This is a genomic window from Paracoccus marinaquae (assembly GCF_018860165.1).
Taxonomy (GTDB): domain Bacteria; phylum Pseudomonadota; class Alphaproteobacteria; order Rhodobacterales; family Rhodobacteraceae; genus Paracoccus; species Paracoccus marinaquae.
On record NZ_JAHKNG010000045.1, the window covers coordinates 1 to 26,122 of the forward strand.

The window sequence follows — 26,122 nt, forward strand, 5'->3', positions numbered from 1 at the left end:
CCGAGACGGCGAAAAAGAAACGAAAGGAGACATCTGCATTGACGCCAACATGACGCGCAGAACATAACAACCGGGTGGGTCAGATCTCGGTGACAATGCCGGGTCAATTCTCAGTGGCAATCAACACGCTGACTCTCGGAAGGAAGAATTATCTCTTCATGGGCTCCGAAGGTGGCGGAAAGGCTGCCGCAATCGCCTATTCCCTTATCGAAACCGCACGCATGAACGGCGTCGATCCGGAAGCCTGGCTGACCTGGGTGCTGACCCACATCGCCGATCACAAGATCAACCGCATCGACGAACTCGCACCTTGGAACTGGCAGCCAAGTTGAACGTCAACGGCGGGCACGCCGGACGGATACCCCTGAATCGTTTGGGCCTCCGCTGAAGCGCTGATCGTGATTCCCTTCGGTCAATGAGGATTGGTCATGTCAGCACCTTTACCGTCGGCACTTCGGGCTATCGAGGCTCACCGGCCACGAGATCGCCGCATTGGAAGAGACGTTGTCACGGCATTCGCGGCAGCATGAACCGCCGCTGATTGTCGTCAATGCCAACCCATCCAGTCATCCAAAAAAGCTGACAGGCGAGCCGCGCCACAGCACGTCAGAACACGATATCTTGCGATCAGAATGTGAACATCATCTGCGCACAATGTCAGACAAGGCACTGTTTTTTTTCAAATAAAATATTTCCAATCCATCATCGGCGCCACGGACAGTCTAGCGTGTTGATATGCGTTCATTTCCTGCCATAACCCGCTGCGCGAACGCGCGTGCGCCCCGCAGCACGACCCTGTAGGATGCTTTTCCCCAGGTTCTGGATACTCGGATGATCTCGTGCGTCTTCGCCGTGCTCCCGTGACGAACCTGCCTCACAGGGCCTCCTTCCATACCGTAGAAAGAGGCCCCAGCAAACCCCGGGCTCAGACACCTATATCGTGACCTTCCCGAAGCTGTCGCGCAGGGCTGCCGACCAGGCGGCGGACATTTCCATGAAGGCCGGATCGCCCTCAAGGATGCGGCGTCGGTGCGAGACGCGCAGGTCGTCCCTTTCGACGACCGCCAGATCCAGCGGCATCCCCACCGACAGGTTCGAGCGCAGGGTCGAATCCATCGACAGCAGCACCGCCTTCTGCGCGTCGGCAAGGCTGGTTTCGGGCGTCACCACCCGGTCGAGGATCGGCTTGCCGTATTTATGTTCGCCGATCTGCAGGAACGGCGTGTCCTCGGTCGCCATGATGAAATTGCCCTGCGGATAGATCAGGAACATCCGCATCTCACCGTCCCGGCGCTGGCCCGCGACGATCATGCTGGCGCTGGCCTGCTGGTTCAGCTCGCGGGTCTGCTCGGCGATCTCGCGGCAGGTGCGGTGCAGCGTGGCGCCGATGATGGTCGCCACCTGCAGCATCGAGCCGGCCTGCATGATCGAGGTCGTCTCGTCCGAATCGGGATCGTCGATCGCCTCCTGCAGGCGTGCCATTGTGGTCTGCGTCACCGACAGGCTGCCCGCCGTGGTGACGACGATCACCCGTTCGCCCGGCTCTTCAAAGAAGAACATCTTGCGATAGGTCGAGATGTTGTCGAGCCCCGCATTGGTGCGGCTATCCGACAGCAGGACCAGGCCCGCATCCAGTTTCAGCCCGACACAATAGGTCATCGGTCCCGCCCGTTGGCATATCCACCCGACAGGGTTAACCTTGGGCCGCGTTTGCCGCAAGCCGGGCAGGTTCCGGTCATTGCTGGATTTCCTCGACATGCACCCGCACGTCCAGGCTTTCCCTGCTGGGACCGAAGGCCATGCCGCGCACGGGCGCCGCATCCGGCGCGTCATAGCCCGAGCCCAGCCGGATATAGCGATCATCCGGGCAGCAGGCATTGGCGGCGTCGAAGCCGACCCAGCCCAGCGTGCCGACATGGATTTCCGCCCAGGCATGGGCGGCATCATGGGGCGTGCCGTCGAGGTTGGAATGCAGATAGCCCGAAACATAGCGCGCAGGCAGGCCGCGCGCGCGGGCGCAGGCGATCAGGGCATGGGCGTGATCCTGACAGACACCCTGCCCCAGTGCCAGGGCCTCGGCCGCCGAAGTCCAGACCTCGGTCGCGCCCGGCACATAGGCGATGGCGCCATGAACCGCGGCCGAGAGTTCGTGCGCCAGATCCAGTCCATCCTCGCCCTTGACGGAATGGGCCAGGGCCTGGAGGGCGTCGTTGCTGCGGGTCGCGGGGGTGCTGCGCATATAGACCAGCGGGTTGATCGTCTCGCGATGGCCGCGCAGGACGCCGGCGGTATCGCGGGTTTCGATCAGGCCCTGAATCGTCACCACCACCTTGTCGATCGGCCCGCGCACGGTCCAGCCCTCGACCCAATCCCCGGCGCCGTCGCGGAACCCCGCGCCGCGCTGCCCGCCCGACACCGAGATGCGCCATTCCCCGACCCTTTGCCCTTCATGCACGGAAGGGGTCAGCCGCAGGCTTTGTGCCAGCGCCTCGATCGGGGCGTCATAGCTGTAACTGGTTTCATGCAGGATTTTCAGTTTCATCGGCGCGCCCTCCTACATCCGGCCGCTGAAATAGTCGTCATGGACCGCATCCGAAATACTGCCGATCTCGCCGATGAACCATGACAGGAACTCGTGCAGCCCTTCATCGAAGATCGCGTCGATGTCATGCGCCATGAGCCGTTCAAGCGTCTCATGCGCCAGGGCCGAGGCCGAGGCCGGCACAGCCTCGCCATAGCGCCGGGTCAGCCGGTCAAGGTTCCAGACCGCTTCGTAAAGCGAACTCAGCAGCGAGCGCGGGCTTTCCCCGTTCAGGATCAGGAAATCCGCCACCTTGCCCGCGGTGATCTCGCCACCATAGGCCCAGTGGAAGGCCCGGTGCGCCGACAGCGCGCGCAGGATCACCTGCCATTGGTAATTGTCGAGGCCCGAACCGATGAACTCGATCCGGGGCAGCAGCACGAAATATTTCACGTCCAGCAGCCGCGAGGTCGCGTCCGCGCGCTCGAGCGAATAGCCCAGATTGATGAAATGCCAGCCGTCATTGCGCAACTGGCTGGCGTTGATCGCGCCCCGCACCGTGGCGCCGTGGCGGGTGGTGAAATCGGTCAGCATGGAGGTGTCGACCTGGCTGCGCAACCGGCGCGAGAGGTCGCGCAATTCCTGAAAGGCGACATTCAGCGCGTCCCAGACCTGGCTGGTCAGGGCCGTGCGCACGATCCGCCCGCCCTCGCGCGCCTGTTCCAGGCAGGAGGTGACCGAGGAGGGGTTTTCCTTGTCGAAGAACAGCCAGGATTCGATGTTTTCCTGGGTGATGCTGTCGCCGTAACTGCCGGCGAAGCTATGCTGCGACCCCGCCGCGCGCAGCAGCGATTCCCATTCGTTGCGATACCCGGCCTCGGTATTGGGCAGAAGCGTCATCCGGGCGCCCACGTCCAGAAGGCGCGCGGCGGTTTCGGCACGTTCCAGATGGCGGCCCATCCAGAACAGGTTGGCGGCGGTGCGGCAAAGCATGGCGGGACCTCCTTATTCCGACAGAACCCAGGTGTCCTTGACCCCGCCGCCCTGCGACGAGTTCACCACCAGCGATCCCTCGCGCAGGGCAACCCGCGTCAACCCGCCCGGCACCAGTTCAAGCCGGTCGCCGCACAGGCAGAAGGGCCGCAGATCGACATGGCGGGGCGCGACCCCTTCGGCCACGAAGGTCGGGCTGGTGGACAGCGCCAGCGTCGGCTGGGCGATGTAGTTGTCAGGATTGGCGCGAATGAGATCGGCGAATCTGGCGATCTCATCCTTGCTGGCCTTGGGTCCGATCAGCATCCCGTAGCCGCCCGAGCCGTGAACCTCCTTGACCACCAGATCCGCCAGATTGGCCATGACGTATTTATAGTCGTCCTCCTTCCACAGCGTCCAGGTCGGGACGTTCTGCAAAAGCGGCTCCTCACCCAGATAAAAGCGGATCATCTCGGGGACATAGGTATAGACTGCCTTGTCATCGGCCACCCCCGCCCCCGGCGCCGAGGCGATCGCCACCCCGCCCGAGCGGTACACATCCATCAGCCCCGGCACGCCCAGCATCGAATCCTTGCGAAAGCACAACGGGTCAAGGAACGGATCGTCGATCCGGCGATAGATGACATCGACGCGCTTTGGCCCCTCGGTCGTGCGCATGTAGACAAGCCCGGCATCGACGAACAGATCGTTGCCCTCGACCAGTTCGACCCCCATCAGATTGGCCAGAAAGCTGTGCTCGTAATAGGCGCTGTTGAAATGCCCCGGCGTCAGGATCACCACGGTCGGCTCGTCCGCGCATTTCGCCGGCGCAACCGAGGCCAGCGTGCGGCGCAGGATTTCTGGATACTGGTCCACCGGCTCGATCCGGTTGTTGCGAAACAGCGCTGGAAACATCCGCATCATGATCTCGCGGTTCTCAAGCATGTAACTGACACCCGAGGGGGTGCGGCAATTATCCTCGAGGACATGAAAATCGTCCCGCCCGGTGCGCACGATATCGATGCCGACAATATGCGAGAACACCCCGCGTGGGGGCACGAAGCCCACCACCGCCTTTTCATAGGCCGCGTTCTGATAGACCAGACGCGCCGGGATGCGGCCCGCGCGGATGATCTCGCCGCGCGAATAGACATCGCGCAGAAAGGCATTCAGCGCCCGCGCCCGCTGCTTGATCCCGCGTTCGAGCCGGCGCCATTCGCCTTGCAGAAAGACGCGCGGCATCATGTCGAAGGGGATCAGCCGGTCCGGGTCGCCGCCCTCGCCATAGACGGCGAAGGTGATACCGATCCGGCGGAAAAGCGCCTCGGCCTCGGCCTGCTTCATCTGCCGCATGTCGGCGGGCATGGTGTCCACCCAGTCCGACAGCATCGCATAGGGCGCGCGCACCTCGCTGCCTTCGAACATCTCGTTATAGAACATCGCGACTCTCCGGAACCCGAGGCCATGATCCTGGCAATCACTGCCTGCTGTCCATTCCGCCAACAGAAATCGTCCCGGGCCGGCCCTTGCTGCCCAATGCCAGGTCACAACTGCCTAATTTTCGGGCATATCCCGGTGCCTGCGCCGGCATCAGACATGGCCAGCCGACGCTTGGCCGCGCGCGCGTCCCTCAATAGACCCGTTGCACCTGTCGCGACAGGAAGAAGCCGTGGCCATCGGCATTGCGGCAATCCAGCCCCTGCCTGGTCGAGCTGCAACTGATCCCGTTCCAGTCGGCCGAGGTGACGCCATATCCCGCCACCTCGAACATTTTCAGGTTCTGGCCCGGACCGCCGCAGGCCATGGTGACGCGCCCGCTGCTGAGCGTCGAGAAATGATGCCCCCAGGCTGCCTTGCAGTCCGCGGGCCTGGGCAGGGCGGGATCGCCGCTGCGGTCATGAATGATGCACTGGATATCCGAGGTTCCCTGCTCAATCCCGACCGAGCAGTCGATATTGCCCGAGGGCGTTTCAAAGGTGAACACCTCCGCGCCTGCGGGCGCGGCCAGCATCGCAAGACAGACGGTAAGCGGTCTGAAAACCATTGGACCCTCGTGACCATTTCCGGATGCGGAAAGGATGCCTGTCGGCGGATCATCGGTCAATGAAGTCCGCGCAAGGCGCGGGTCCCTGCGGTATGCCTCGACCCCGGCAAGCTGGCACGCTATCCAGTCCACAACCCGCCGGACGAGGACAGAATGCGCGACATTTCCGATCTGCGACTGAAGAACATTCTTCTTGCACTGGATGATGATGGCATCGCCCAGGTCACCCTGAACCGCCCGGACAAGCGCAACGCGCTGGATCTGGCCACCATCGACGAACTGGTCGAGATCTTCGCCACCCTGCCCCGCGCCGGTGTGAAGGCGGCGATCCTGCGCGCCAACGGCGATCATTTCAGCGCCGGGCTGGATCTGGTCGAACATCACCGCGAGAACCGCTCGGCCAGCGATTTCATGCATGTCTGCCTGCGCTGGCACGAGGCGTTCAACAAGATGGAATATGGTGGCGTGCCGGTGATCGCGGTGCTGAAGGGCGCGGTCGTCGGCGGCGGGCTGGAACTGGCCTCGGCCGCGCATATCCGGGTGGCGGGGCCGGATACCTATTTCGGCCTGCCCGAGGGGCAGCGCGGGTTGTTCACCGGTGGTGGCGCGACGATCCGCGTGGCCGATCTGATCGGCAAGGCACGGATGATCGACATGATGCTGTCGGGGCGCCTCTATCGCGGGCAGGAGGCGGTGGATGTGGGCCTGTGCCAGTATCTGGTCGAGGATGCCGAGGCCAAGGCGTGGGACATCGCCCGCAGTGCCGCGCAGAACCCGCCGCTGTCGAATTTCGCCATCTGTTCGGCCATCAGCCACATGCAGAACATGAGCGCGCTGGACGCCGCCTATGCCGAGGCGGTGGTCGCGGGCGTGGTCAACACGCAAGAGGCGGCAAAGGCGCGGCTGGAGGCTTTTGCCAAGGGCACCGCAAACAAGATCAAACCCGAATCCTAGGCCGGCCGCGCATCGGCGCCAAAGGTTGCGACCATCTTTTTCAGCAGCCGCAGAAACTCGGCCCGCTCTTCTGGGGAAAGGCCGTGCAGCGCCTCGGTGTTCTGGGCCATGGCGGCGGCGATGGCCGGGTCGCGCAGCGACTTGCCCCGCTCGGTCAGCCAGTTACGCTTGATCCGGCCATCCTCGTCGTCGCCGTGGCGTTCGATCAGCCTGTCACGCTCCATCCGTGACAGCGAGTTCGCCAGCGTCGCCTGCTCGATCCCGACCTTGACGACCAGATCACGCTGGGTCTGGCCGTCCTTTTCCCACAGGCACAGCATGATCGGAAAGATGCCGGTCGACAGTCCGAGGGGCTTGATCCGGCTTTGCAGCCCGGCCGCGAACAGCCGCGCCAGATGATTGGTCAGATAGCCGGGCGAGTCGTTCCGTGAGAATGCCATATCGCCTCATAGCATACACAGCATGCTATACAATATTTTAATAGCATGCTATTCTTATCTCTCAGGCGAGTCGCGGATCGGCCCGCTCGCACCCATAAACATAGCAAGCTATGGAGAATCGGTATGCCACGCAGCCTTCACCCCATCGCCGGATGCGCTGCCCTCGTCATCATTGCGCTGTTCTGGTCCTCGACCGTTGTCAGCGAGTTGTTCGGAACCATGGCGCAGGTCGTCACGGTCAAGACCACGATCCCCTGGGGTTTCATCATCCTCATTCCCGCCCTCGCCGCGACCGGGATCACCGGCATGCGCCGGGCAGGCCGGCGCAAGGGCGGCCTGATCGCACGCAAGCAGCGCCGAATGCCGTTCATCGCGGCCAATGGGCTGCTGGTCCTGATTCCCTCGGCCCTGTTTCTGGCCGCGAAGGCCGAGGCACGGGACTTCGACACACTCTTCTATGCCGTTCAGGTGCTGGAACTGCTTGCCGGGGCGGTGAATATCTCGCTGCTGGGGCTCAGCATGCGCGACGGGTTGCGGCTCACGCGCGGGCGCCGCTTACCCGCCGCGGCGGGTTAAGGGCGCGCCGCCGTCAGCGCCCTGTCCAGCGCCTGCAGGAACCGGGACCGGTCCGCCCTGGAAAATGCCGCGCCGCCGCCCTGCATGAAGGGATTGGCGGCGCGCAGGTCGCTCATCAGGTCGCGGGTGGCGAGGCGCGGGCCGATATTGGCCTCGGTCAGAACCTCGCCGTCATGCTGCAACACCCGCGCGCCGGCCTTGAGACAGCGATCCGCCAGCGGCAGATCGGCGGTCACCACCACGTCGCCCGGCCCGCATTGTTCCGCGATCCACTTGTCGGCCTCGTCCGGCCCCTCGGCCACGATCTTCAGCGTCACCAGCGGATTCGCCGGCACCCGCAGCCCGCCATTGCAGACCAGCACCATCGGCACGCGCAACCGCGTGGCCACGCGCTCGGCCTCGGCCTTGACCGGGCAGGCATCGGCGTCGATGTAAAGCGTGACCACGCGCGCCGGTCAGTCGCGCAGAAGATCGTTGATCGAGGTCTTCGAGCGGGTCTTGGCATCCACCCGCTTGACGATCACCGCGCAATAGAGGCTGACACCGTTCTTCGACGGCATCGAACCCGCGACCACGACCGATCCCGCCGGCACCTCGCCATACATGACCTCGCCGGTCTCGCGGTCGACGATCTTGGTGGACTGGCCGATGAACACGCCCATCCCCAGGACCGAGCCCTCGCGCACGATGCAGCCCTCGACCACTTCGGAGCGGGCGCCGATGAAGCAGTCGTCCTCGATGATCGTCGGGCCGGCCTGCAGGGGCTCCAGCACGCCGCCGATGCCGACGCCGCCCGACAGATGCACGTTCCGGCCGATCTGCGCGCAGGATCCGACCGTGGCCCAGGTGTCGACCATCGTGCCCTCGCCGACATGGGCGCCCAGGTTCACGAAGGACGGCATCAGCACCGCGCCCTTGGCGATGAAGGCCGAATGCCGCACGATCGAACCCGGCACGGCGCGAAAGCCCGCGGCGCGCCACTGGTTGTCGCCCCAGCCGACGAATTTCGAGGGCACCTTGTCCCACCAGGTCGCCCCCTGCGGACCGCCCGGCATCTGTTCCATGTCGTTCAGGCGGAAGGACAGCAACACCGCCTTCTTGGCCCACTGGTTCACATGCCAGTCATTGCCGCGCTTCTCGGCCACGCGCAGCGCGCCGGTATCCAGCCGGTTCAGCGTCTCCTCGATGGCTTCGCGGACCTCGCCCTTCGTCGCGCTGGTGATCCCGTCGCGGTTTTCCCACGCGGTTTCGATGGCATGTTCCAGAGCTTGGGTCATTGCGGCCTCTCCTTGATCTTTCGGGTCCGGGTGGAAACTGTCACGTCAGGGCTATAAGCGTCATGGAAAGCCCGCGCAATCCGCGCGCGCCGAATGAGGCTTCGATGACCCAGAGCGACGATCGCGACCGCGTTCACCCCTTTCCGCACAGCGACGAGGACGCGACCCGCGCCGACCGGATCGCCGACACGGTGCAGACCCGGGCGCCCGCCTACCGGCTGGCCTTCACCGACCGCGACTTCCTGCTGCGCGAGGAGTTGCGGCCGGTGCGGCTGCAGCTGGAACTGCTGAAGCCGCAGATGGTGATGGACGAACGCGGCATCGAATCGACGGTGGTGATGTTCGGCGGCGCGCGCATCCCGGCCCCCGAGCATGCGGATCAGGCGCGCACCCCGGCCCTGGCCGCGCTGTCGGGCTATTACGACGAAGCCCGCCGCTTTGCCCGGGCGATGACCGAGCGCAGCCTCAGGACCTATGGCCGCGAATTCGTGATCTGCACCGGCGGCGGGCCGGGCGTGATGGAGGCCGGGAACATGGGCGCGGACGAGGCCGGCGGCCAGTCCATCGGCCTTGGCATCGTGCTGCCGCATGAACAGGCGCCGAACCCCTATGTGACGCCGGATCTGTGCTTCAACTTCCACTATTTCGCCATCCGCAAGATGCATTTCCTGATGCGCGCCCGCGCGGTGACGATCTTCCCCGGCGGCTTCGGCACCATGGACGAGCTGTTCGAGACCCTGACCCTGGTCCAGACCGGGCGGATGAAACGCATCCCGATCCTGCTGTTCGGGGCCGAGTTCTGGGACGAGGTGATCAACTGGCAGGCCCTGGCCAAGGCCGGCACCATCAGCGAGAGCGACCTGGACCTGTTCCACTATGTCGAGACGGCGGACGAGGCGGTCGGGATCGTCGATGCCTGGAAAGAACCCTGCGACTGAGGGGGACGGCGCAGCATCAGCACCGTGCCCGCCGCGACCAGCAGCCCAGCCAGCACGAAGCCGCCGGGCAGCGCCTCGCCAAAGAGCCAAACCGCAGCACCACTGCCAACCAGCGCGGCCACCGGCCCGATCAGCGACAGCGTGACCGGCCCGCCGATCCGCTGCAGCGTGAAATAGGCGTAGTACTGCACCACGAAGACCGCGACATCCACGATCAGCAGAAGCCGCAGACCAGCCCCGGTCCAAAGAGGCGCCGGGCTGCCTTCCAGCCACAGGGCCAGCGGCAGGATCAGCGCCGCGCCTGCCAGCAGCATCAGCGGTGACAGCAGCGCCGCACCCGCGCCCCGGGGCCAGTAGCGGCTGCGATAGATATTGCCCAACGCCACGATCACCGGCATGGCCGTCGCCGCGATCAGCCAGCCGATTGCGCCGCCGTCGATCATGCCGAATTTCGACGCCGCCAGCAGCAGCCCCCCGGCCAGCCCCAACAGCACGCCCAATGCCCGCCGCCGGTCGCGCGGCTCGATCCCCATGATCCGCGCCAGCGCCCATGTCAGCAGGATCGGGAAGGCGAAGCTGAGCGAAATATAACCCGCCCCCACATGCGCCACCGCCAGGTAACCCAGTGCAGAGGGAACCACCATGAAGGCCCCCGCCCCCAGCGAATAGGGCAACAGCCGGACCAGGTCGCGCAAGCGCAAGCTCGGTGCAATCGCCGCCAGTTGAACCAGACCGGACAGCGCCAGAACGGCGGTCAGGAACCACAGCATGGGCGTGCCGGCATCGGCCGCCGCGCCCGAGATCAGGATGGTCACGGCCAGTGCCGAGCCGGTTATCATCAGGCAAAGCAGGGTCATTCCCGTGCCATTGCCCGGCAGGGTTGGAATACGCATTGCGGAATCCTTCTTGTTCGGATACTATCTTTACACAAAGTAACTTGATGTCAAGATATATGCCTGAACAGGATCGCGCCGCGCGCGCCGCCGCCCAGTGGCGGCAGGAAATGCCCGGAATGGACGTGACCGCGATGGAGGTCTTCGGGCGCATGTTCGAACTGGTCGCCCGGCTGGACCGTGACCAGATGACGCCGCTATTCGCGGAGATTGGCCTGCAACAGGGCGAATTCGACGTGCTGGCGACGCTGCGCCGGTCGGGCGCACCCTACCGGCTCAGCCCGACACAGCTTTACGAGGCGATGATGCTGACCTCGGGCGGCATGACGGCGCGGCTGGACCGGATGCAGAAACGCAGCCTGATCGAGCGCCTGCCCAATCCGGCGGACCGGCGCGGCGTGCTGGTCGGCCTGACGGATCACGGGCTGGAGATGGTCGAAATGGCCGTGGTCCGGCACGCGGAAAATGAAACGCGGCTGTTGTCATCACTGGGCGAGGACGAGCAGGTGCTGCTGAACGATCTGCTGAAAAGGCTTTATGCCGGGCTGTTCGCCACCGATTGACTGCCGGCCTCGGCGGCGATCTGGGCACGGGTCTTCCGCCCGCGCTCGGTCGCGGATTTCAACTGCCCGCAGGCGGCCATGATGTCCTCGCCGCGCGGGGTGCGGATCGGGCTGGCATAACCGGCCTTGTGGACGATATCGGCGAAGGCCTCGATCCGCTCCCAGCTTGACCGCTTGTAGGGGGCGCCGGGCCATTCGTTGAAGGGGATCAGGTTGATCTTGGCCGGGATGCCACGGATCAGCTTGACCAGCCGGCGCGCATCCGCGTCGCTGTCGTTCACGCCGTCCAGCATGACATATTCAAAGGTGATGCGTTCGCTGTTCGACAGCCGCGGATAGTCGCGCAGCGCGCCCAGCAGCGTCTCGATGTTCCAGCGCTTGTTGATCGGCACCAGCCGGTCGCGCACCTCGTCGGTGGTGGCGTGAAAGCTGACCGCCAGCAGGCAACCGATTTCTTCGGCGGTGCGGGCGATCTCGGGGACGACGCCGCTGGTCGAGAGGGTGATCCGGCGGCGGCTGAGGCTCAGGCCCTCGCCATCCATCACCACCTTCATCGCGTCGCGCACACCCTCGAAATTGTACAGGGGCTCGCCCATGCCCATCAGCACCATGTTGCTGACCAGCCGGGTCTCGTCTTTGGGGGCGCCGGGAACCGGCCATTCGCCCAGATCGTCGCGCGCCACCATCAGCTGGCCGACGATCTCGCCCGGGGTCAGGTTGCGCACCAGCTTCTGCGTGCCGGTATGGCAGAAGGAGCAGGTCAGCGTGCAGCCCACCTGGCTGGACACGCAGAGCGTCCCGCGCCCCTCCTCGGGGATATAGACCGTCTCGACCTCATGCCCGCCGGCGATGCGCAGCAGGTATTTCCGTGTCCCGTCGGCGCTGACCTGCCGCGTGACCACCTCGGGCAGGGCGACCTCGAATGTCTCGGCCAACAGCGCCCGGTAATCCTTGGCCAGATTGGTCATCTCGGCAAAATCGCGCAGACCCCAGTGATAGACCCATTGCCAGATCTGCCCGACCCGCATCTTCGCCTGGCGCTCGGGCGTGCCGGCCTCGATCAGGGCCAGACGCAGTTGTTCCCGGGTCAGCCCGACGATATTCGTCCGCCCGCCCTCGGGCAGCTTGCGGGGAATGGTCAGGAGATCCTGCGTGATCGGAGCGGACATGGTTCAACCGGGCTTGCGTAAGAAGGTCCCGCAGATACGCCAAACCGGCCGGCAATTCAACCGGCCTTGTCATCCGTGGCAGCCACCGCACCCAGGATGCGGCGGGGTGGGGGCCGCCCCCCGCCCGTCCGGCCTACTTGCAGCGCCCCTGCGCGGTGTTCGTCGCCGAGGTGATCCCCGACAGGCTGAACGTGTCCTTGGTGGTCGTCCCGCGCGACGAGCGTCCGGTGACCACCGCGCTCGACCCCGCGCGCAGCGCCCCGATCAGCTTCTGATCCTCGCTCGGGCTTCCGGTCCAGGCGTTCTCGCCCTCGGTGAACAGGCTGAACTTCTGCCCGCCCACATCGACCTCGACGGTCGAATCCGGCGCGAACGGATAACCGCCGCTGAAGGAAACCTCGCCATTCTGGCCCGGCCGGAAGGCGACATAGAGGCGGATATCGCCCCGCGTCACCTCGACCTCCTTGCCGTCGCGGGTGTTCAGCGTCGACTTCGGCGGCGACACCGCCCAGCATTCCTTGGGGCTTTCGGCCGCAAAGACGGTCCAGTCGCCCTCGGTCGCCACGACATTGGTCGATTCCTGCGCAACCGCCGTGCCCAGCCCTGCCGTCAGAGCCGCGATGGCCGCCATGCCGCGCAACGTGGTGATATTCATGCTCTGGCCTCCTGCCATTCCATTCGCCGCCTCGTCGGGCGTTGTTCCCGATTGCCGTGGTCTTTTCAACCATCTGCGATCAGGATAGCCAAAATCACCACATGAAAAAGAGCGCAAGGCAGAAAATCGCGCAATTGTCAGGGAGGATAGCAGTGCGATCAGCCAAACTGGTCGAGTTGTGGCGCGGCGGTCAGCGTGAAAGCCTGCATCGCGGGCATGCGGTGATCTGCGACGACAAGGGCGTCGTCGAGGCCTGGGGCGATCCGTCGCGGATCGTCTTTCCGCGATCCTCCTGCAAGATGGTCCAGGCGCTGCCCCTGATCGAGAGCGGCGCGGCAGAGGCCGCAGGCCTGACCAGCCGGCAACTGGCGTTGGCCTGCGGCAGCCACAGCGGCGGGCGGATCCATGTCGAGGCCGTGGCCGGCTGGCTTGACGGCCTGAACCTGACCGAGCCGGACCTGCGCTGCGGCGCCCATATGCCGCGCGACCGCGACGAGAACCGGCGCCTGACCTGTTCGGATCAGCCGCCCTGCCAGTTTCACAACAACTGTTCGGGCAAGCATGCGGGCTTTCTGACACTGAACCGGCACCTGCGCGGCGGGCCGGACTATGTCGCGCCCGATCATCCGGCCCAGCGCGCGGTGAAGCAGACCTTCGAGGAGGTCACCGGCGAGACCAGCCCCGGCCATGGCATCGACGGCTGCTCGGCCCCGAACTGGTCCTGCTCGCTCGAGGGGCTGGCCCGGGCGATGGCGGCCTTTGCCCGCCCCGGCGGCGACCGGCGCGGCCGGGCGATGCGCCAACTGGTCGACGCCATGCGCGCCCATCCCGAACTGGTGGCCGGCGAAGGCCGGGCCTGCACGGTCCTGATGCGGGCGATGCGCGGAAGTGCCGCGGTCAAGACCGGGGCCGAGGGCGTTTTCGTCGCGATCCTGCCCGATCAGGGGCTGGGCGTGGCGGTGAAGATCACCGATGGCGCGACCCGCGCCAGCGAGGCGGCGATCACCGCGATCCTTCTGCACCTGGGCGCTCTGGAGGCGGCCGACCCGGCGGTCTCGCGCTTTCTCACCGGGCCGATCCGGAACTGGCGCGGTCTGGTGACCGGCGAAATGCGTCGGGCGCGCGGGTTTCCGTCCTGATTCGTCACGATTCCGATTCAGTTTTCTGCTTGAATGGGCGCGCGAGGGCGGCGCCCCCAAACCGTCTCTCGGGGACAAGATCGGCCGGCGCCCCTTGGCAGAGCGGGCGTCGGCCTTCCCGTGGCTACAGCATTTGCCAGATCAGCCGTAATGCCAATGCCATCGAGGTGACGACCAGCAGCGGTTTGATCAACCGCGCCCCGATCCGCGCCGCAAGCCTTGCCCCCAGGCCCGCCCCGGTGATCTGCGCCAGCCCCATCAGCAGCCCCAGCAGCCACAGCGGCTCGCCGATCAGCGCAAAGGTCAGCAATCCGCCGAGATTCGAGAACAGGTTCAGAAGCTTGGTATGGGCGGTGGCCTTCAGCACGCCATAACCGGACAGGCTGACGAAGGCGATCATGTAGAACGACCCCGCCCCCGGCCCGAGGAGCCCGTCATAGAACCCGATCAGCGGCACGATTGTCAGCGTGAACAGACCCGGCCCGATTCGCCGCGCCCGGTCCAGATCGTTCAGTCCCGGCCTGAAGGCGAAAAAGGCGGCGATGCCGATCAGCAGCACCGGCAGGACCAGTTGCAGCGCCTGCGCCGGCAGTTGGTTGACCAGCGCCGCACCAAGAACGCCGCCGGCCGCCGCCACCAGCGCCGCGCGCCATTGCGACCGCAGATCAACCAGCCCGCGCGCGGCATAGCTGAACGCCGCCGTGGCGGCGCCGAACATGCCCTGCACCTTGTTCGTCGCCAGCGCCTGCGCGGGGGGCACCCCGGCCAGCAACAGGGCGGGCACGGTGATCAGCCCTCCACCCCCGGCAATGGAATCGATGAAGCCGGCCGCAAAGCCGGCGGCGACCAGAAGCAGGGCGATCTCGAGCGTCAGGTCGAACATCAGCGCGCCATGCGCCTTCTGGCCGGACAAGTAAAGAACCCGGCGATCGGGGGTTTCACGCCCCCCGCTCGTCGTGGGATATTTGCACGGGATGGATGGTGGAGAGGGCAATGATCGGGACGCTGGATTTGAAACACGCCGTCATACAGGCGCCGATGGCCGGCACCTCGACGCCCGCGCTGGCGGCGGCGGTCTGCGAGGCGGGCGGGCTTGGCTCGGTTGCCCTCGGGGCGCTGGATGTCTCGGCCGCGGCCAAGGCCATCGCCCAGACCGCCGCGCTGACCGGGCAGCCCTTCGCGGTCAATCTGTTCTGTCATGCTCCGGCCCGGCGCGATCCCCGGCGCGAGGCGGCCTGGCTCGAACGGCTGCGCCCCGAATTCCAGCGTTTCGGCGCCGAGCCGCCGGCGACCTTGTCCGAGATCTATCAAAGCTTCCGGGTGAACGATCCGATGCTGCGGCTGCTGATCGATTTGCGCCCGCAGGTCATCAGTTTTCACTTCGGCCTGCCGGAGGCGGCGCAATTGCAGGCCCTGCGCGGCACCGGCGCCGTGCTGCTGGCGACCGCAACCAGCCTGCCCGAGGGCCGGGCGATCGCGGCGGCCGGGCTGGACGGGATCGTGGCGCAGGGCTGGCAGGCGGGCGGTCACCGGGGCACGTTCGATCCGGAGGCAGCGGATGCGCGGCTGGACACCCTCGCGCTCGTGCGGCAACTGGCGGGGATTGGCCTGCCGCTGATCGCGGCGGGCGCAATCATGACCCGTGACGATGCGCGCGCGGCCATCGCCGCCGGCGCGGTCGCGGTACAATGCGGCACCGCCTTCCTGCAGGCGCCCGAAGCGGCGACTTCGGCGGCGCATCGCGCCGCGATGGCCTCGGGCGAGACGGTGATAACGCGCGCGATCTCGGGCCGGTTGGCGCGGGGGATGGCCAACCGGTTCACCGCGATCGACGGCGCGGACGCGCCCGATTATCCGGTCGCCTATGACGCCGGCAAGGCGCTGAACGCGGCGGCGCTTGCCACGGGCGAGACGGGTTGGGGTGCCTTCTGGGCCGGCACCGGTGCTGCGCAGGCGGTGGCGCGGCCGGCCGCCCAGACGGTGGCCGCGCTCAGCCCGTGACGAATTCGGCCGCGCGATAGCCCTGCAGATAGAGCAGCGCGGTCAGATCGCCATGGTTGATGCGCAGCTTTGCCTGCGCCGCGACCGCCGGCTTGGCATGCAGCGCCACCCCGGCGCCGGCCAGTTGCAGCATCCCCAGATCATTGGCCCCGTCGCCCACCGCGATCACCTGGGCAGGCGTCACCCCGCGGGCGGCGCTGATCTCGTGCAGCGCCTCAACCTTGGCCTCGCGCCCCAGCACCGGCAGGGCCACATGGCCGGTCAGGACACCATCCTCGGACAGAAGCGTATTGGCGCGTTCCTCGTCAAAGCCAAGCTGCGCCGCGACCGGGCCGGTAAAGGCGGTGAACCCGCCCGAAACCAGCGCCGCATAGCCGCCATTGGCGCGCATCGTGGCGACCAGTTCGCGCCCGCCCCGGGCCAGCGTGATCCGTGTCCGCAACACCTCTCCGATCACCGATTCCCCCAACCCGGCCAAGAGGCCGACGCGCTCGATCAGCGCCTCGTGGAAATTCAGCTCACCATTCATGGCCCGGGCGGTGATCGCGGCGACCCGCGGCCCCACGCCGGCCATGTCAGCCAACTCGTCGATGCATTCCTGGCCGATCATGGTCGAATCCATGTCGGCCAGCAGGATCGACTTGCGCCGCCCGGCCGTGGGCTGGATGGCAAGATCGATGCCGATGGTCTGCAGATCGGCCCAGACCTGATCGGCCTCCGCAGGCATCGCCTCGATGTCGAACTCACCGGCGACGCCCGGATCCAGCCAGCGCGGCGCGCCGCCGTCCCAACTCCGGGCCAGCCCGTCAAGCAGCGCGCTTTCCAGATTGGCCTGTGCCGGCGCGGCGATCAGCGAGACGGTGAACATGGGATGGGGTCCTTCCAGAAGCTGCGCCCGGGATCGGGGCGATGGTATTCTCTTGCGCCGGTGCCGCGATCAGTCGCCGGGCATTCGGGCATCGGCTACGGAAACCGTCGAGATCGCCATCTTCGCCGATCCTTCCGTCACCTCGCTGGCATGGGCGAGATAGATCAGTACCTGACTTTCCTCGTCATAGATGCGCTTGATCCGCAAGGACTTGAAGATCAGCGAGCGGCCCTCGCTGAACACGTCCTCGCCTTCGGGGCCTCGGCGGATGCCGCCCAGGTCGACCGGGCCGGTCCGGACACATTCGATGGCGCTGTTCGAGGGATCCTCGAACCAGTTTCCCTGGCTCAGACGGTCAAGAACCGAACGCTCGAAATAGGCCAGGTGACAGGTCACGCCGCCGACTTCGGAATCGCGCACCGCCTCGATGACGATATCATTGCCGATCCAGTCGACATCGGCACGGCCAACCTCATCGCCGTGACCGGCCAGCGGCACAAGACAGAGGACAGGAAGAATTCCGCGAAGCATTTCCGCTACTCCGGCAACAGGGGCGCCCGGCCCGCATCGGTCAGAAGATGCACCACCCGATCCTCGATCACAACCGCACAGAGCGGCCGGCCATAAGCCGCACCACCGTCGATGTTCAACCGGTTGTGATAGAGGGTGGCGGTCCGGATGGCGGTATGGCCATGCACCACCAGTCTGCCGTGATCCACCTCGCTGTCCAGAAAACCCTTGCGGATCCAGACCAGGTCATGCTCGACCTGCGCCTCAAGCCCGACCCCCGGCCGGATCCCGGCATGAACGACAAGGGCCTGCTCATGCAAAAACCACAGGGGCAGCGAAGCCAGGAAATCCACATGCGCCGCGGGCACCGCGCGCAGCGCCTCGGCATGCAGCCTCTCGCGCGGCAGAGCCGGGTCCAGCCCGTAAGAGGCCAGCGTCTCGGCCGCCCCGAGACTGGGGTGGTCAAGCCAGTGTCGCGCCGAACTCAGCCCCGGATCGATCCAGTCCGGCTGGTGCAGGAACTTCGGCAGGAAACGGTCGTGATTGCCCCGGGTCACGACCCAGGGCCGGCCCGCGATCTGCCCCTGCAGCAGATATTCCACGACGCCGCGCGACTCCGGGCCGCGATCGATCAGGTCACCGACATGCGCGATCGGCGCGTCGCGCCCGCCATCGCGAAACACCCGCTCATGCGCGGCTGTCAGCAGGTCAAGCTGCCCGTGGACATCGCCGATCGCATAAAGTCGCATTCAGTCCTCCCGGGTGCGGGCCGCCAAGGGAAATCGGCCCGGACGGGGTTGCGCGCGCCACCGGCGGGGCGGCGCGCCAAAGGGTCTCAGACCTCGAACTGCAGCCGGCGGGCCTGCAGGAACTTGCCGGTGCCCTGCAACGCCGCCAGCGCCGCATCGCTGATCGGCTCGTCCAGATAGAGGATGGCAATGGCATCATCGCCCGAGGCAGCGCGGCCAAGGGTGAAGTTCGCGATGTTCACCCCCAGATCGCCAAGCGTCATCCCCAGGGCACCGATCACGCCCGGCACGTCCTTGTTGCGGGTATACAGCATATGCTCGCCGATCTCGGCATCGACATTGATGCCCCGGATCTGGATGAAGCGCGGTTTGCCATCGCTGAACACCGTGCCCGCGATCGAACGCTCGCGCCGCTCGGTCACCACGGTCAGCTTGATGTAACCCTCGAAGGTGCCGGCCTTGTCCTGCCGGGTGGTCGAGACCTGGATGCCGCGTTCCTTCGCGATCACCGGGGCCGAAACCATGTTCACGTCGGGATTGGTGGCCTTCATCACCCCGGCAATGACGGCGGCGTTCAGCGCGTTCAGGTTCATCTCCGACACGCTGCCATCATACAGCACGTTGATCGCCTTGATCGGATCATCGGTCATCTGCCCGACAAAGGCGCCCAGATGCCCCGCCAGTGCGATCCACGGCCCCATGACGGCGGCTTCTTCGGCGGTCACCGACGGCATGTTCAGCGCATTCTGCACGGCGCCGGTCAGCAGATAGTCCGCCATCTGCTCGGCCACCTGGATGGCGACGTTTTCCTGCGCCTCGCTGGTCGAGGCGCCCAGATGCGGCGTCACCACCACGTTCGGCAGGTTGAACAGCGGGCTGTCGGTAGCCGGCTCAACCGCGAAGACATCGAAGGCGGCACCCGCGACACGGCCATCCTTCAGCGCCTCGGCCAGCGCCTCCTCGTCGACCAGCCCGCCGCGGGCGCAGTTGATGATCCGCACGCCCGGCTTCAGCCTGGCGATCGCCTCGCGCGACAGGATGTTGCGGGTCTTGTCGGTCAGCGGCACATGGAAGGTGATGAAATCCGCCTTGGCCAGCAGGTCGTCCAGCTCGACCTTGGTGACGCCGATTTCCCTGGCGCGCTCTTCCGACAGGAAGGGATCATAGGCCAGCACCTTCATGTGCAGCCCATGCGCCCGGTCGATGACGATCGAGCCGATATTGCCCGCACCGATCACGCCCAGCGTCTTGTTGAACAGCTCGACCCCCATGAAGCGGTTCTTCTCCCACTTCCCGGCATGGGTCGAGGCGCTTGCCTCGGGCAGTTGCCGGGCGACCGCGAACATCATCGCGATGGCATGCTCGGCCGTGGTGACGCTGTTGCCGAAGGGCGTGTTCATCACGATCACGCCCTTCTTGCTGGCCGCCGGAATGTCGACATTGTCGACCCCGATTCCGGCGCGGCCGACGACCTTCAGATTGGCCGCGTTTTCCAGCAGCTTCTCGGTCACCTTCGTCGCGGACCGGATCGCCAGCCCGTCATACTGGCCGATCACCTCGGCCAGCCTGTCCTTGTCCTTGCCCAGATCGGGCAAGTAATCCACCTCGACGCCACGATCGCGGAAAATCTGGACGGCGGTTTCCGACAGCTTGTCGGAGACGAGAACCTTCGGCATCTCATTCATCCTTGTGTTTCAGCGCCCGGGCCTCAGCCGCGCCGGCGCCTTCTTCTTCACGAAAATATCCTCGGGGGTCCGGGGGCAGACAGCCCCCGGCATTCGCGGGACGCAAATTACTGCGCGGCCAGTTCGGCGCGATAGGCGTATTCGATCCACGGCATCAAGGCCGCCACATCGGATGCCTCGACGGTCGAGCCGCACCAGATCCGCAAGCCCGCAGGCGCGTCGCGGTAAGCCCCGGCATCCAGTGCCACGCCTTCCTTCTCCAGACGCTTGGCGACGGCCTTGGCAAAGGCGGCACCGTCCCTGATCGCCGGATCGGTGAATTTCAGGCAGACGCTGGTGGTCGAGGCCGTCGCCGGGTCCTCGGCCAGATCGGCGATCCAGTCCTTGTCCGCGATGAAATCCCGCACGGCGGCGGCATTGGCATCGGCCCGCGCGATCAGACCCTGAAGGCCGCCGATCGACTGCGCCCATTTCAGCGCCACGATGTAATCCTCGACCGCCAGCATCGATGGCGTGTTGATCGTCTCGCCGCGGAAAATGCCCTCGATCAGCTTGCCGCCCTTGGTCAGACGGAAGATTTTCGGCAAGGGCCGGTCGGGAACATAGGTTTCCAGCCGCTCGACGGCGCGGGGTGACAGGATCAGCATGCCATGCGCGGCCTCACCGCCCAGCACCTTCTGCCAGCTGAAGGTCACGACATCCAGCTTGTCCCAGGGCAGGTCCATGGCGAAGGCCGCGCTGGTCGCGTCGCAGATGGTCAGGCCCGCACGATCCGCCGGGATCGCATCGCCATTCGGCACCCGCACGCCCGAGGTCGTGCCGTTCCAGGTGAAGACCACGTCACGGTCGAAATCCACCTCGGCGAAATCCACGATCCTGCCGTAATCGGCCTTGCGCACCGTGGCGTCCAGCTTCAGCTGCTTGACCGCATCGGTAACCCAGCCCTCGCCGAAGCTTTCCCAGGCCAGCATCTCGACCGGCCGCGCGCCCAGCATGGTCCACATCGCCATCTCGACCGCACCGGTATCCGAGGCCGGCACGATCCCGATCCGGTAATCGGCGGGCACGCCCAGAACCTCGCGGGTCAGCTCGATCGCCTCGGCCAGCCTGGCCTTGCCGACAGCCGCACGATGCGAGCGGCCAAGCGGGGCATCCGCAAGCAGGTCCAGATTGTATTGGGGAAACTTGGCACAGGGGCCAGATGAAAAACGCGGATTCACCGGTCGCGCAGCCGGGATCGTCAGATCGGTCATTGCCTCAGCCTTCCAGCTAAAAGCCCCTCGTTGGGGAGGGGTGTCCCAAGGACGCCCGTACGAGAACCCCGAGGAAAACACAAGAGGGCACCTCGATTTTTCGCGGTTTCTGGCTTCTGAGGGCCAGTTTGTCGGCCTGAAGCCCGCCTGAGGCGGTTTGGCGGGGTGCTTCGGATTGGTTTCGGGGGCTGTTCCGCCGGGCCGCTGCGGGTTTCGCCGCCACCAGCCTGGCTTCGGCGCGCCCCGAGTCACGCCGGGCAGGGATCGAGGCGACGTAGCCGGACGAGGTGTCGCCTGCTGCAGGCGAGGTTCTTCATCCCAATTTTCGCCTGCGCCCGCACCATGCCGATGGTGCGCAGCAGCGTCCCGCCCATGCCGTTCGCCTGCGCACCGTAGACATGCTCGACACGGGCGCGTCTGGTGGACCTGGCCCGATTGCTGGATCTCCCCTGTTCGGTGAGCGGCTTGCCCCGCCTGCCCTTGCGATGGATGTGGCTCTTGGGGCCACGGGCGCGCAGCCCGGCTTCCATCTCCCTGGAGCGACAGGCGGGATCGGCCCAGACGCCGGAACCCGTGCGGCCCCGCATCAGCAGGTTATCCACCATCTGGCTGTCATGCCGCGCGGCGTCGCTGACATGGCAGCGGCGCACCAGTTCGTGCTGGCGATCCACGTCCACATGGGTCTTGTAGCCGTAAAGGCTCTTGCCATGTCTCCCAGTCCAGCGGGCGCCCGTATCCTTCTGCGACCGCCTCACCGGTTTGTCGGCCCGGACCTCGCGCGCCTTGCCGGCCTTGATCGCCCGGTTTTCATCCCGCGTGTTGTGGTTCTTCGGCACCGGCACGATGGAGGCATCCAGGATCTGCCCGCCCCGCGCGATATAGCCCTGCCGCGCCAGATAGCCGTCGAACTGCCGGAACAGCGCCTCGACCATCCCCGCCTGCGCCAATCGGGCGGAATTCCTCCCAGGAAACGACCGCGTCGATCTCCACCAGCGGGTCCTGCTTGGCATCCAGACTCGCGTAGCGGTCTGAAAGATCAAGGAACCCCATTTGCGCCATCGTCACACTCCGTCAGCACTCACAACTCCCACTGATTCCTGACTCAGCGACCCGGTCAGGGCAATTTTTCGAGGTGACCTCATGAAGGTCATTGGCTCAGGCGTTGTTTGCGGGATCGGCGAACGGGGCGTCCGGAGCGCAGGCGTAAAAGAGCACCATCCGCGCAGGCACTTCGCCCCTGTTGAACCCGGTCATACTGACGCCTGCGGGCTCAACGAAGACCTCGCCCGCTTTGACCTCCACGGGCTCTCGCCCATCCAGTTCCAGCGTGAAGACCCCCTCCAGCATGTAGACGGTGACCGGAAAGCGGTGCGAATGATGAGGTGTGACGTCGCCCGGAAGCAACGTGGAGAACAGCACCCGCACTTCTTGGTCGGGCATCGTCGGCATTCCCTGTACCAGTTCCCGGTGCAGGGGGGTGAGCTTGGCCATGCCGCTGTCCTGCGCGCTGCGCGTCAGGCCGACGGTGAGGCCCGCGATCATGGTTTTAACGTCGCTTTTGGTGTGCATGGTTTTTCTCCCGAATTGATCGAAGGAAATTTACCAAGACCGCAACGCGCCCGGCAGCAGAGAATCTGCAAAAGCCGCGTGCAAAAGTGCATAATGCCGCCATGTTCGACTGGAGCGACCTGCGACACCTCATTGCCGTTTCGCGTCACGGCAGCACGCTTGCTGCCGCGAAAGCGCTTGGCGTCAACCAGTCCACGGTGCATCGCAGACTGACCGAGCTGGAAAGTCGCATCGGCCTGACGCTGGTGAAGCGTCACACGACAGGCTACCGGCTGTCCGAACTCGGCGAGACCCTGATCGACAATGTTCTCGCCGTGGAAGCGGCGGTTGGCATGCTGGAGCGCCAGATCCAGGCCCTGAAGCTTGACCTCAAGGGGATCATCCGCCTGACTTGCCCGGAGCCGACCGTTTCTCGTATTGTCGCAACCGGTTTGCTCGATCGCTTCTACGAGCAATATCCGGGGCTATCGGTCGAATTCGTTACCAGCGATCGCTATCTCGACATTGCCAAGGGCGAGGCCGATGTCGCGTTTCGCTCAGGCGAGCCGACCGACGATCGTCTCATCGGCCGCAAGATCTGCGATTCCGTCTGGGCCATCTATGCGAGCAAAAGTTACATCCAGCAACACGGCCGGCCCCAGAACATAACCGACCTCGCCGGGCATGCGATGATCGGCTTCGACGGGATCATGCAGAACCATCGCGCGGCGAAATGGCTCCCGGTCGCCGTGCCCGACGCGCGCATCGTCAACCGCAACAACAGCATGCTCGGCACGCTGTCGGCGGTGAAGTCAGGCATTGGCGTTGCGCCCCTGCCGACAACGCTTGGCGATGCGGAAGAGACGTTGGTGCAGGTTCTACCACCGGTCGAGGAACTGAATCGCAGCTGGTATCTCCTCACCCATCCTGACCTGCGTAGGACCCCGCGTATTGCAGCGTTTGTGGATCATGTGCTGGCGGACATCCCGGCATTGCGAACAGCATTGATTGGGTAAGGCCCCCAGTATTACGGCTGCGCCGTACTGCTAAAATCATATTGCATCTACAATGGCATAGCTGTTCTCAGTTTCATCCTCTCCGGCGCACCAGTTCGAGAAAGTGATCGGCTGGAAGCCCCATCCCCAGATGCTGACCCGGCTGGCCGAAACCGCCGCGGATCTCAGCCTGCCCTTCGAGGCAATCGACCTGCCGCGTCTGGGTGCCGAGGCCAATGTCATCATCTCGATCACCTCGGCATTTTCGCCCCTGGTCATGCACGAACACGTCAAAGGGCCGACCCATATCGCTGCGGTGGGGACGGATACGCCGGCAGAGCCGAGGAAATTACACCACCACCAACTCGGACCACACTACACGACTCCCTGCCTTTTCCGACTGGACCGGGGCATTGAGAGCCACGGCTGCATTGCGTGGTCGATATCGTATCGCAGTCGATTTCCCGGGGCGTCGAAGCCGGCCGGATCGCACACACGGTGATCCCGCGCCCTGGAAGCGCAGGACCAGCCATGGGTGACCCTGGCCTTGTCGGGCCGCAAGATCTTTCCGCTGTGCGCGTGGAAATTAATTTAAGATCGGCGGTGGGAAATCCGTTAGGATTTAATCGCATATCTGAGAACGGCGGTGCGAAATTAGTCCACGTTAGCGGCGGCATGGTGCTGCTGCGGGCGGCGTAAAAGTCGTCCACCTATTCCCTTTCTGCGGCAGCAGGGAGGGCGTGAGGATTTACAGCGTGGACCTATATCTGAGAGTTCGCCAGGCTTGCGCGGAAGGCATGAGCCAGCGGGCAGCAGCGCGGATGTTCAACATCTCGCGTGACACGGTTGCGAAGATGATGACCTTTTCGGTCCCGCCGGGCTACCGGCGGACGGCTGAGTTGCGGCGACCGAAGCTCGATCCGTTCATTCCGATCATCGAGGGCTGGCTGGAGGCGGACCGGACCATGCCGCGCAAGCAGCGGCATACGGCGAAGCGGGTGTTTGACCGGCTGCGCGAGGAATGCGGCTTCACCGGCGGCTATACGATCATCAAGGACTACATTCGGGAGCGGGAACGCCGTGGGCAGGAAGTGTTTGTGCCGCTGTCGCATCCGCCTGGCCATGCGCAGGCCGACTTTGGTGAGGCTCTGGTCCGGATTGGCGGTGTTGAGCAGAAGGCGCACTTCTTCGTGCTGGACCTGCCGCACAGCGACGCGTGCTATGTGCGGGCCTACCCTGCGGCGGTGGCCGAGGCCTGGGTGGACGGCCACATCCATGCCTTTGCCTTCTTCGGGGCGGTTCCGCAGTCTGTGCTCTACGACAACGACCGGTGCCTGGTGGCGAAGATCCTGCCGGACGGGACGCGCAAGCGAGCCGCCCTGTTCAGCGGTTTCTTGTCGCATTACCTGATCCGGGATCGCTATGGCCGCCCGGGCAAGGGCAACGACAAAGGCAATGTCGAGGGTCTGGTGGGCTATTGCCGCCGCAACTTCATGGTGCCGATGCCTGAGTTTGCCAGTTGGGAGGAATTCAACCTGTGGCTGGAGGAGCAATGCGAGCGGCGCCAGCACGCCGTTCTGCGCGGCGAGAGCGAGATGATCGGCGAAAGACTGCAGCGTGACCTCGCCGAGATGCGCCCGCTCCCGGGGGCGCCGTTCGATGCCTGCGATCAGGACAACGGCCGGGTCTCGTCGCAATCGCTCGTGCGCTACAAGACCAATGATTACTCGGTGCCGGTTGCTTACGGCCATCAGGATGTCTGGATCCGGGGCTATATCCATGAGGTGGTGATCGGCTGCCGGGGCGAGGTGATCGCCCGTCATCCCCGGTGCTGGGATCGCGACGAACTTGTCTTCGACCCGATCCATTACCTTCCGCTGATCGAGCAGAAGATCAATGCGCTGGATCAGGCGGCACCGCTGCAGGGCTGGGACCTGCCGGAGGAGTTCGCCACGTTGCGCCGCCTGATGGAGGCGCGGATGAACCGGCAGGGCCGGCGCGAATATGTCCAGGTTCTGCGGCTTCTGGAAACCTTCGATCTGGCCGATCTGCATGCGGCCGTGAGGCAGGCGCTGCAGATGGGGGCGATCGGCTTCGATGCGGTGAAGCATCTGCTGTTGTGCCGGGTCGAGCGCCGGCCACCTCGGCTGGATCTGGATTGCTATCCCTACCTGCCCAGGGCGACGGTCGAGAAGACCGAGGCCCGCTCCTACATGCGGTTGCTGTCTGGCGGTGCGGAGGGCGTGGGAGTGTCAGGAACTCTGTGTATCTGATCCGGCCCATGCAGTTTCAGATACTCAAGCGGCGAAGCGCTCGCCGAACATTATGGCGAACTGGTTGCGGGCCGCAAACCCTTCCCGGACGTTTCGGCC

General features: G+C 65.3%; 27 protein-coding genes and 2 pseudogenes. 10 read left to right on the top strand and 19 right to left on the bottom strand.

What is annotated here, in order from left to right; translation table 11 throughout:
- Positions 1-131: 131 nt before the first annotated feature.
- Positions 132-332 (top strand): annotated as a pseudogene (locus tag KNW02_RS17430) (transposase domain-containing protein); the annotation flags it as partial.
- Between the two features lie 601 nt (positions 333-933).
- On the opposite strand, the gene KNW02_RS17435 reads toward KNW02_RS17430, so the two are convergent.
- The 5 genes from KNW02_RS17435 to KNW02_RS17455 all read right to left on the bottom strand — a co-directional run bounded on the left by KNW02_RS17435 (position 934) and on the right by KNW02_RS17455 (position 5,537).
- On the bottom strand, positions 934-1,659 hold the full coding sequence (locus KNW02_RS17435; protein ID WP_216034513.1) for a proteasome-type protease: 726 nt from the start codon (positions 1,657-1,659) through the stop codon (positions 934-936).
- A gap of 76 nt (positions 1,660-1,735) precedes the next feature.
- Complete coding sequence (locus KNW02_RS17440) at positions 1,736-2,542, bottom strand: transglutaminase family protein (RefSeq protein WP_216034514.1); 807 nt, start codon at positions 2,540-2,542, stop codon at positions 1,736-1,738.
- Between the two features lie 12 nt (positions 2,543-2,554).
- Complete coding sequence (locus KNW02_RS17445) at positions 2,555-3,514, bottom strand: alpha-E domain-containing protein (protein WP_216034515.1); 960 nt, start codon at positions 3,512-3,514, stop codon at positions 2,555-2,557.
- A gap of 12 nt (positions 3,515-3,526) precedes the next feature.
- Positions 3,527-4,933: a circularly permuted type 2 ATP-grasp protein gene (locus KNW02_RS17450; RefSeq protein WP_216034516.1), complete on the bottom strand. Its 1,407-nt coding sequence runs from the start codon at positions 4,931-4,933 to the stop codon at positions 3,527-3,529.
- A gap of 190 nt (positions 4,934-5,123) precedes the next feature.
- Entirely contained in the window at positions 5,124-5,537 is a 414-nt protein-coding gene (locus KNW02_RS17455) for a DUF6636 domain-containing protein (protein WP_216034517.1), read from the bottom strand.
- 153 nt (positions 5,538-5,690) lie between these two features.
- Between KNW02_RS17455 and KNW02_RS17460 the strand changes: the two genes are divergently transcribed.
- Positions 5,691-6,491: a crotonase/enoyl-CoA hydratase family protein gene (locus tag KNW02_RS17460; RefSeq protein ID WP_216034518.1), complete on the top strand. Its 801-nt coding sequence runs from the start codon at positions 5,691-5,693 to the stop codon at positions 6,489-6,491.
- On the opposite strand, the gene KNW02_RS17465 is transcribed toward KNW02_RS17460, so the two are convergent.
- Positions 6,488-6,931: a MarR family winged helix-turn-helix transcriptional regulator gene (locus KNW02_RS17465; protein WP_216034519.1), complete on the bottom strand. Its 444-nt coding sequence runs from the start codon at positions 6,929-6,931 to the stop codon at positions 6,488-6,490. The genes KNW02_RS17460 and KNW02_RS17465 overlap by 4 nt on opposite strands.
- Before the next feature lie 123 nt (positions 6,932-7,054).
- Between KNW02_RS17465 and KNW02_RS17470 the strand changes: the two genes are divergently transcribed.
- Positions 7,055-7,507, top strand: a complete 453-nt coding sequence (locus tag KNW02_RS17470) for a hypothetical protein (RefSeq protein WP_216034520.1) — start codon at positions 7,055-7,057, stop codon at positions 7,505-7,507.
- Here the strand turns inward: KNW02_RS17470 and KNW02_RS17475 are convergent.
- Positions 7,504-7,953 carry a YaiI/YqxD family protein gene (locus tag KNW02_RS17475; RefSeq protein WP_216034521.1) on the bottom strand — a complete coding sequence of 150 codons (450 nt, stop codon included), beginning with the start codon at positions 7,951-7,953 and terminating at the stop codon, positions 7,504-7,506. The two genes, KNW02_RS17470 and KNW02_RS17475, sit on opposite strands and share 4 nt — an antisense overlap.
- A gap of 9 nt (positions 7,954-7,962) precedes the next feature.
- A complete protein-coding gene (gene dapD, locus KNW02_RS17480; RefSeq protein ID WP_216034522.1) occupies positions 7,963-8,784 on the bottom strand; it encodes a 2,3,4,5-tetrahydropyridine-2,6-dicarboxylate N-succinyltransferase in 822 nt (273 codons plus the stop codon).
- 104 nt (positions 8,785-8,888) lie between these two features.
- Here dapD and KNW02_RS17485 point away from each other — a divergent pair, with 104 nt between their 5' ends.
- Positions 8,889-9,722: an LOG family protein gene (locus KNW02_RS17485; protein ID WP_216034523.1), complete on the top strand. Its 834-nt coding sequence runs from the start codon at positions 8,889-8,891 to the stop codon at positions 9,720-9,722.
- Here KNW02_RS17485 and KNW02_RS17490 read toward each other — a convergent pair.
- Positions 9,659-10,615: a DMT family transporter gene (locus tag KNW02_RS17490; protein WP_216034524.1), complete on the bottom strand. Its 957-nt coding sequence runs from the start codon at positions 10,613-10,615 to the stop codon at positions 9,659-9,661. The genes KNW02_RS17485 and KNW02_RS17490 overlap by 64 nt on opposite strands.
- 59 nt (positions 10,616-10,674) lie before the next feature.
- Here KNW02_RS17490 and KNW02_RS17495 point away from each other — a divergent pair, with 59 nt between their 5' ends.
- Positions 10,675-11,178: a MarR family winged helix-turn-helix transcriptional regulator gene (locus KNW02_RS17495; protein ID WP_216034525.1), complete on the top strand. Its 504-nt coding sequence runs from the start codon at positions 10,675-10,677 to the stop codon at positions 11,176-11,178.
- Here the strand turns inward: KNW02_RS17495 and rlmN are convergent.
- Positions 11,151-12,347: a dual-specificity RNA methyltransferase RlmN gene (gene rlmN, locus KNW02_RS17500; protein WP_216034526.1), complete on the bottom strand. Its 1,197-nt coding sequence runs from the start codon at positions 12,345-12,347 to the stop codon at positions 11,151-11,153. The genes KNW02_RS17495 and rlmN overlap by 28 nt on opposite strands.
- 133 nt (positions 12,348-12,480) lie before the next feature.
- Positions 12,481-13,002: an invasion associated locus B family protein gene (locus tag KNW02_RS17505; RefSeq protein WP_216034527.1), complete on the bottom strand. Its 522-nt coding sequence runs from the start codon at positions 13,000-13,002 to the stop codon at positions 12,481-12,483.
- A 152-nt stretch (positions 13,003-13,154) separates the two neighbouring features.
- Here KNW02_RS17505 and KNW02_RS17510 point away from each other — a divergent pair, with 152 nt between their 5' ends.
- Entirely contained in the window at positions 13,155-14,141 is a 987-nt protein-coding gene (locus KNW02_RS17510) for an asparaginase (protein WP_348524763.1), read from the top strand.
- A 124-nt stretch (positions 14,142-14,265) separates the two neighbouring features.
- On the opposite strand, the gene KNW02_RS17515 is transcribed toward KNW02_RS17510, so the two are convergent.
- Complete coding sequence (locus KNW02_RS17515) at positions 14,266-15,024, bottom strand: TSUP family transporter (protein WP_216034538.1); 759 nt, start codon at positions 15,022-15,024, stop codon at positions 14,266-14,268.
- Between the two features lie 110 nt (positions 15,025-15,134).
- Between KNW02_RS17515 and KNW02_RS17520 the strand changes: the two genes are divergently transcribed.
- Positions 15,135-16,142: an NAD(P)H-dependent flavin oxidoreductase gene (locus KNW02_RS17520; protein ID WP_252734048.1), complete on the top strand. Its 1,008-nt coding sequence runs from the start codon at positions 15,135-15,137 to the stop codon at positions 16,140-16,142.
- On the opposite strand, the gene serB is transcribed toward KNW02_RS17520, so the two are convergent.
- The 7 genes and pseudogenes from serB to KNW02_RS17555 form a co-directional block, all read right to left on the bottom strand.
- Positions 16,132-17,010, bottom strand: coding sequence for a phosphoserine phosphatase SerB (serB, locus tag KNW02_RS17525; RefSeq protein ID WP_216034530.1), 879 nt, complete (start codon positions 17,008-17,010; stop codon positions 16,132-16,134). The two genes, KNW02_RS17520 and serB, sit on opposite strands and share 11 nt — an antisense overlap.
- A 69-nt stretch (positions 17,011-17,079) precedes the next feature.
- Complete coding sequence (locus KNW02_RS17530) at positions 17,080-17,541, bottom strand: CreA family protein (protein ID WP_216034531.1); 462 nt, start codon at positions 17,539-17,541, stop codon at positions 17,080-17,082.
- Between the two features lie 5 nt (positions 17,542-17,546).
- Positions 17,547-18,269: a metallophosphoesterase gene (locus KNW02_RS17535; protein ID WP_216034532.1), complete on the bottom strand. Its 723-nt coding sequence runs from the start codon at positions 18,267-18,269 to the stop codon at positions 17,547-17,549.
- Positions 18,270-18,355: 86 nt separating this feature from the next.
- The gene (gene serA, locus KNW02_RS17540) at positions 18,356-19,945 is read right to left on the bottom strand and encodes a phosphoglycerate dehydrogenase (protein ID WP_216034533.1); all 1,590 of its coding nucleotides are present in this window, start codon (positions 19,943-19,945) and stop codon (positions 18,356-18,358) included.
- Positions 19,946-20,061: 116 nt separating this feature from the next.
- Positions 20,062-21,207, bottom strand: coding sequence for a phosphoserine transaminase (locus KNW02_RS17545; protein WP_216034534.1), 1,146 nt, complete (start codon positions 21,205-21,207; stop codon positions 20,062-20,064).
- Between the two features lie 248 nt (positions 21,208-21,455).
- Positions 21,456-22,266 (bottom strand): annotated as a pseudogene (locus KNW02_RS17550) (IS5 family transposase).
- A gap of 96 nt (positions 22,267-22,362) precedes the next feature.
- On the bottom strand, positions 22,363-22,776 hold the full coding sequence (locus KNW02_RS17555) for a cupin domain-containing protein (RefSeq protein WP_216034535.1): 414 nt from the start codon (positions 22,774-22,776) through the stop codon (positions 22,363-22,365).
- Positions 22,777-22,877: 101 nt separating this feature from the next.
- Between KNW02_RS17555 and KNW02_RS17560 the strand changes: the two genes are divergently transcribed.
- The 3 genes from KNW02_RS17560 (at position 22,878) to istA (ending at position 26,023) form a co-directional block, all read left to right on the top strand.
- Positions 22,878-23,771, top strand: a complete 894-nt coding sequence (locus tag KNW02_RS17560; protein WP_216034536.1) for a LysR family transcriptional regulator — start codon at positions 22,878-22,880, stop codon at positions 23,769-23,771.
- Positions 23,772-23,901: 130 nt separating this feature from the next.
- Complete coding sequence (locus KNW02_RS20955) at positions 23,902-24,252, top strand: hypothetical protein (RefSeq protein ID WP_252734049.1); 351 nt, start codon at positions 23,902-23,904, stop codon at positions 24,250-24,252.
- A gap of 253 nt (positions 24,253-24,505) precedes the next feature.
- Positions 24,506-26,023 (top strand): IS21 family transposase, encoded by a 1,518-nt coding sequence (istA, locus tag KNW02_RS17570; protein ID WP_216034537.1) that lies wholly within the window; start codon positions 24,506-24,508, stop codon positions 26,021-26,023.
- Positions 26,024-26,122 lie beyond the last annotated feature (99 nt).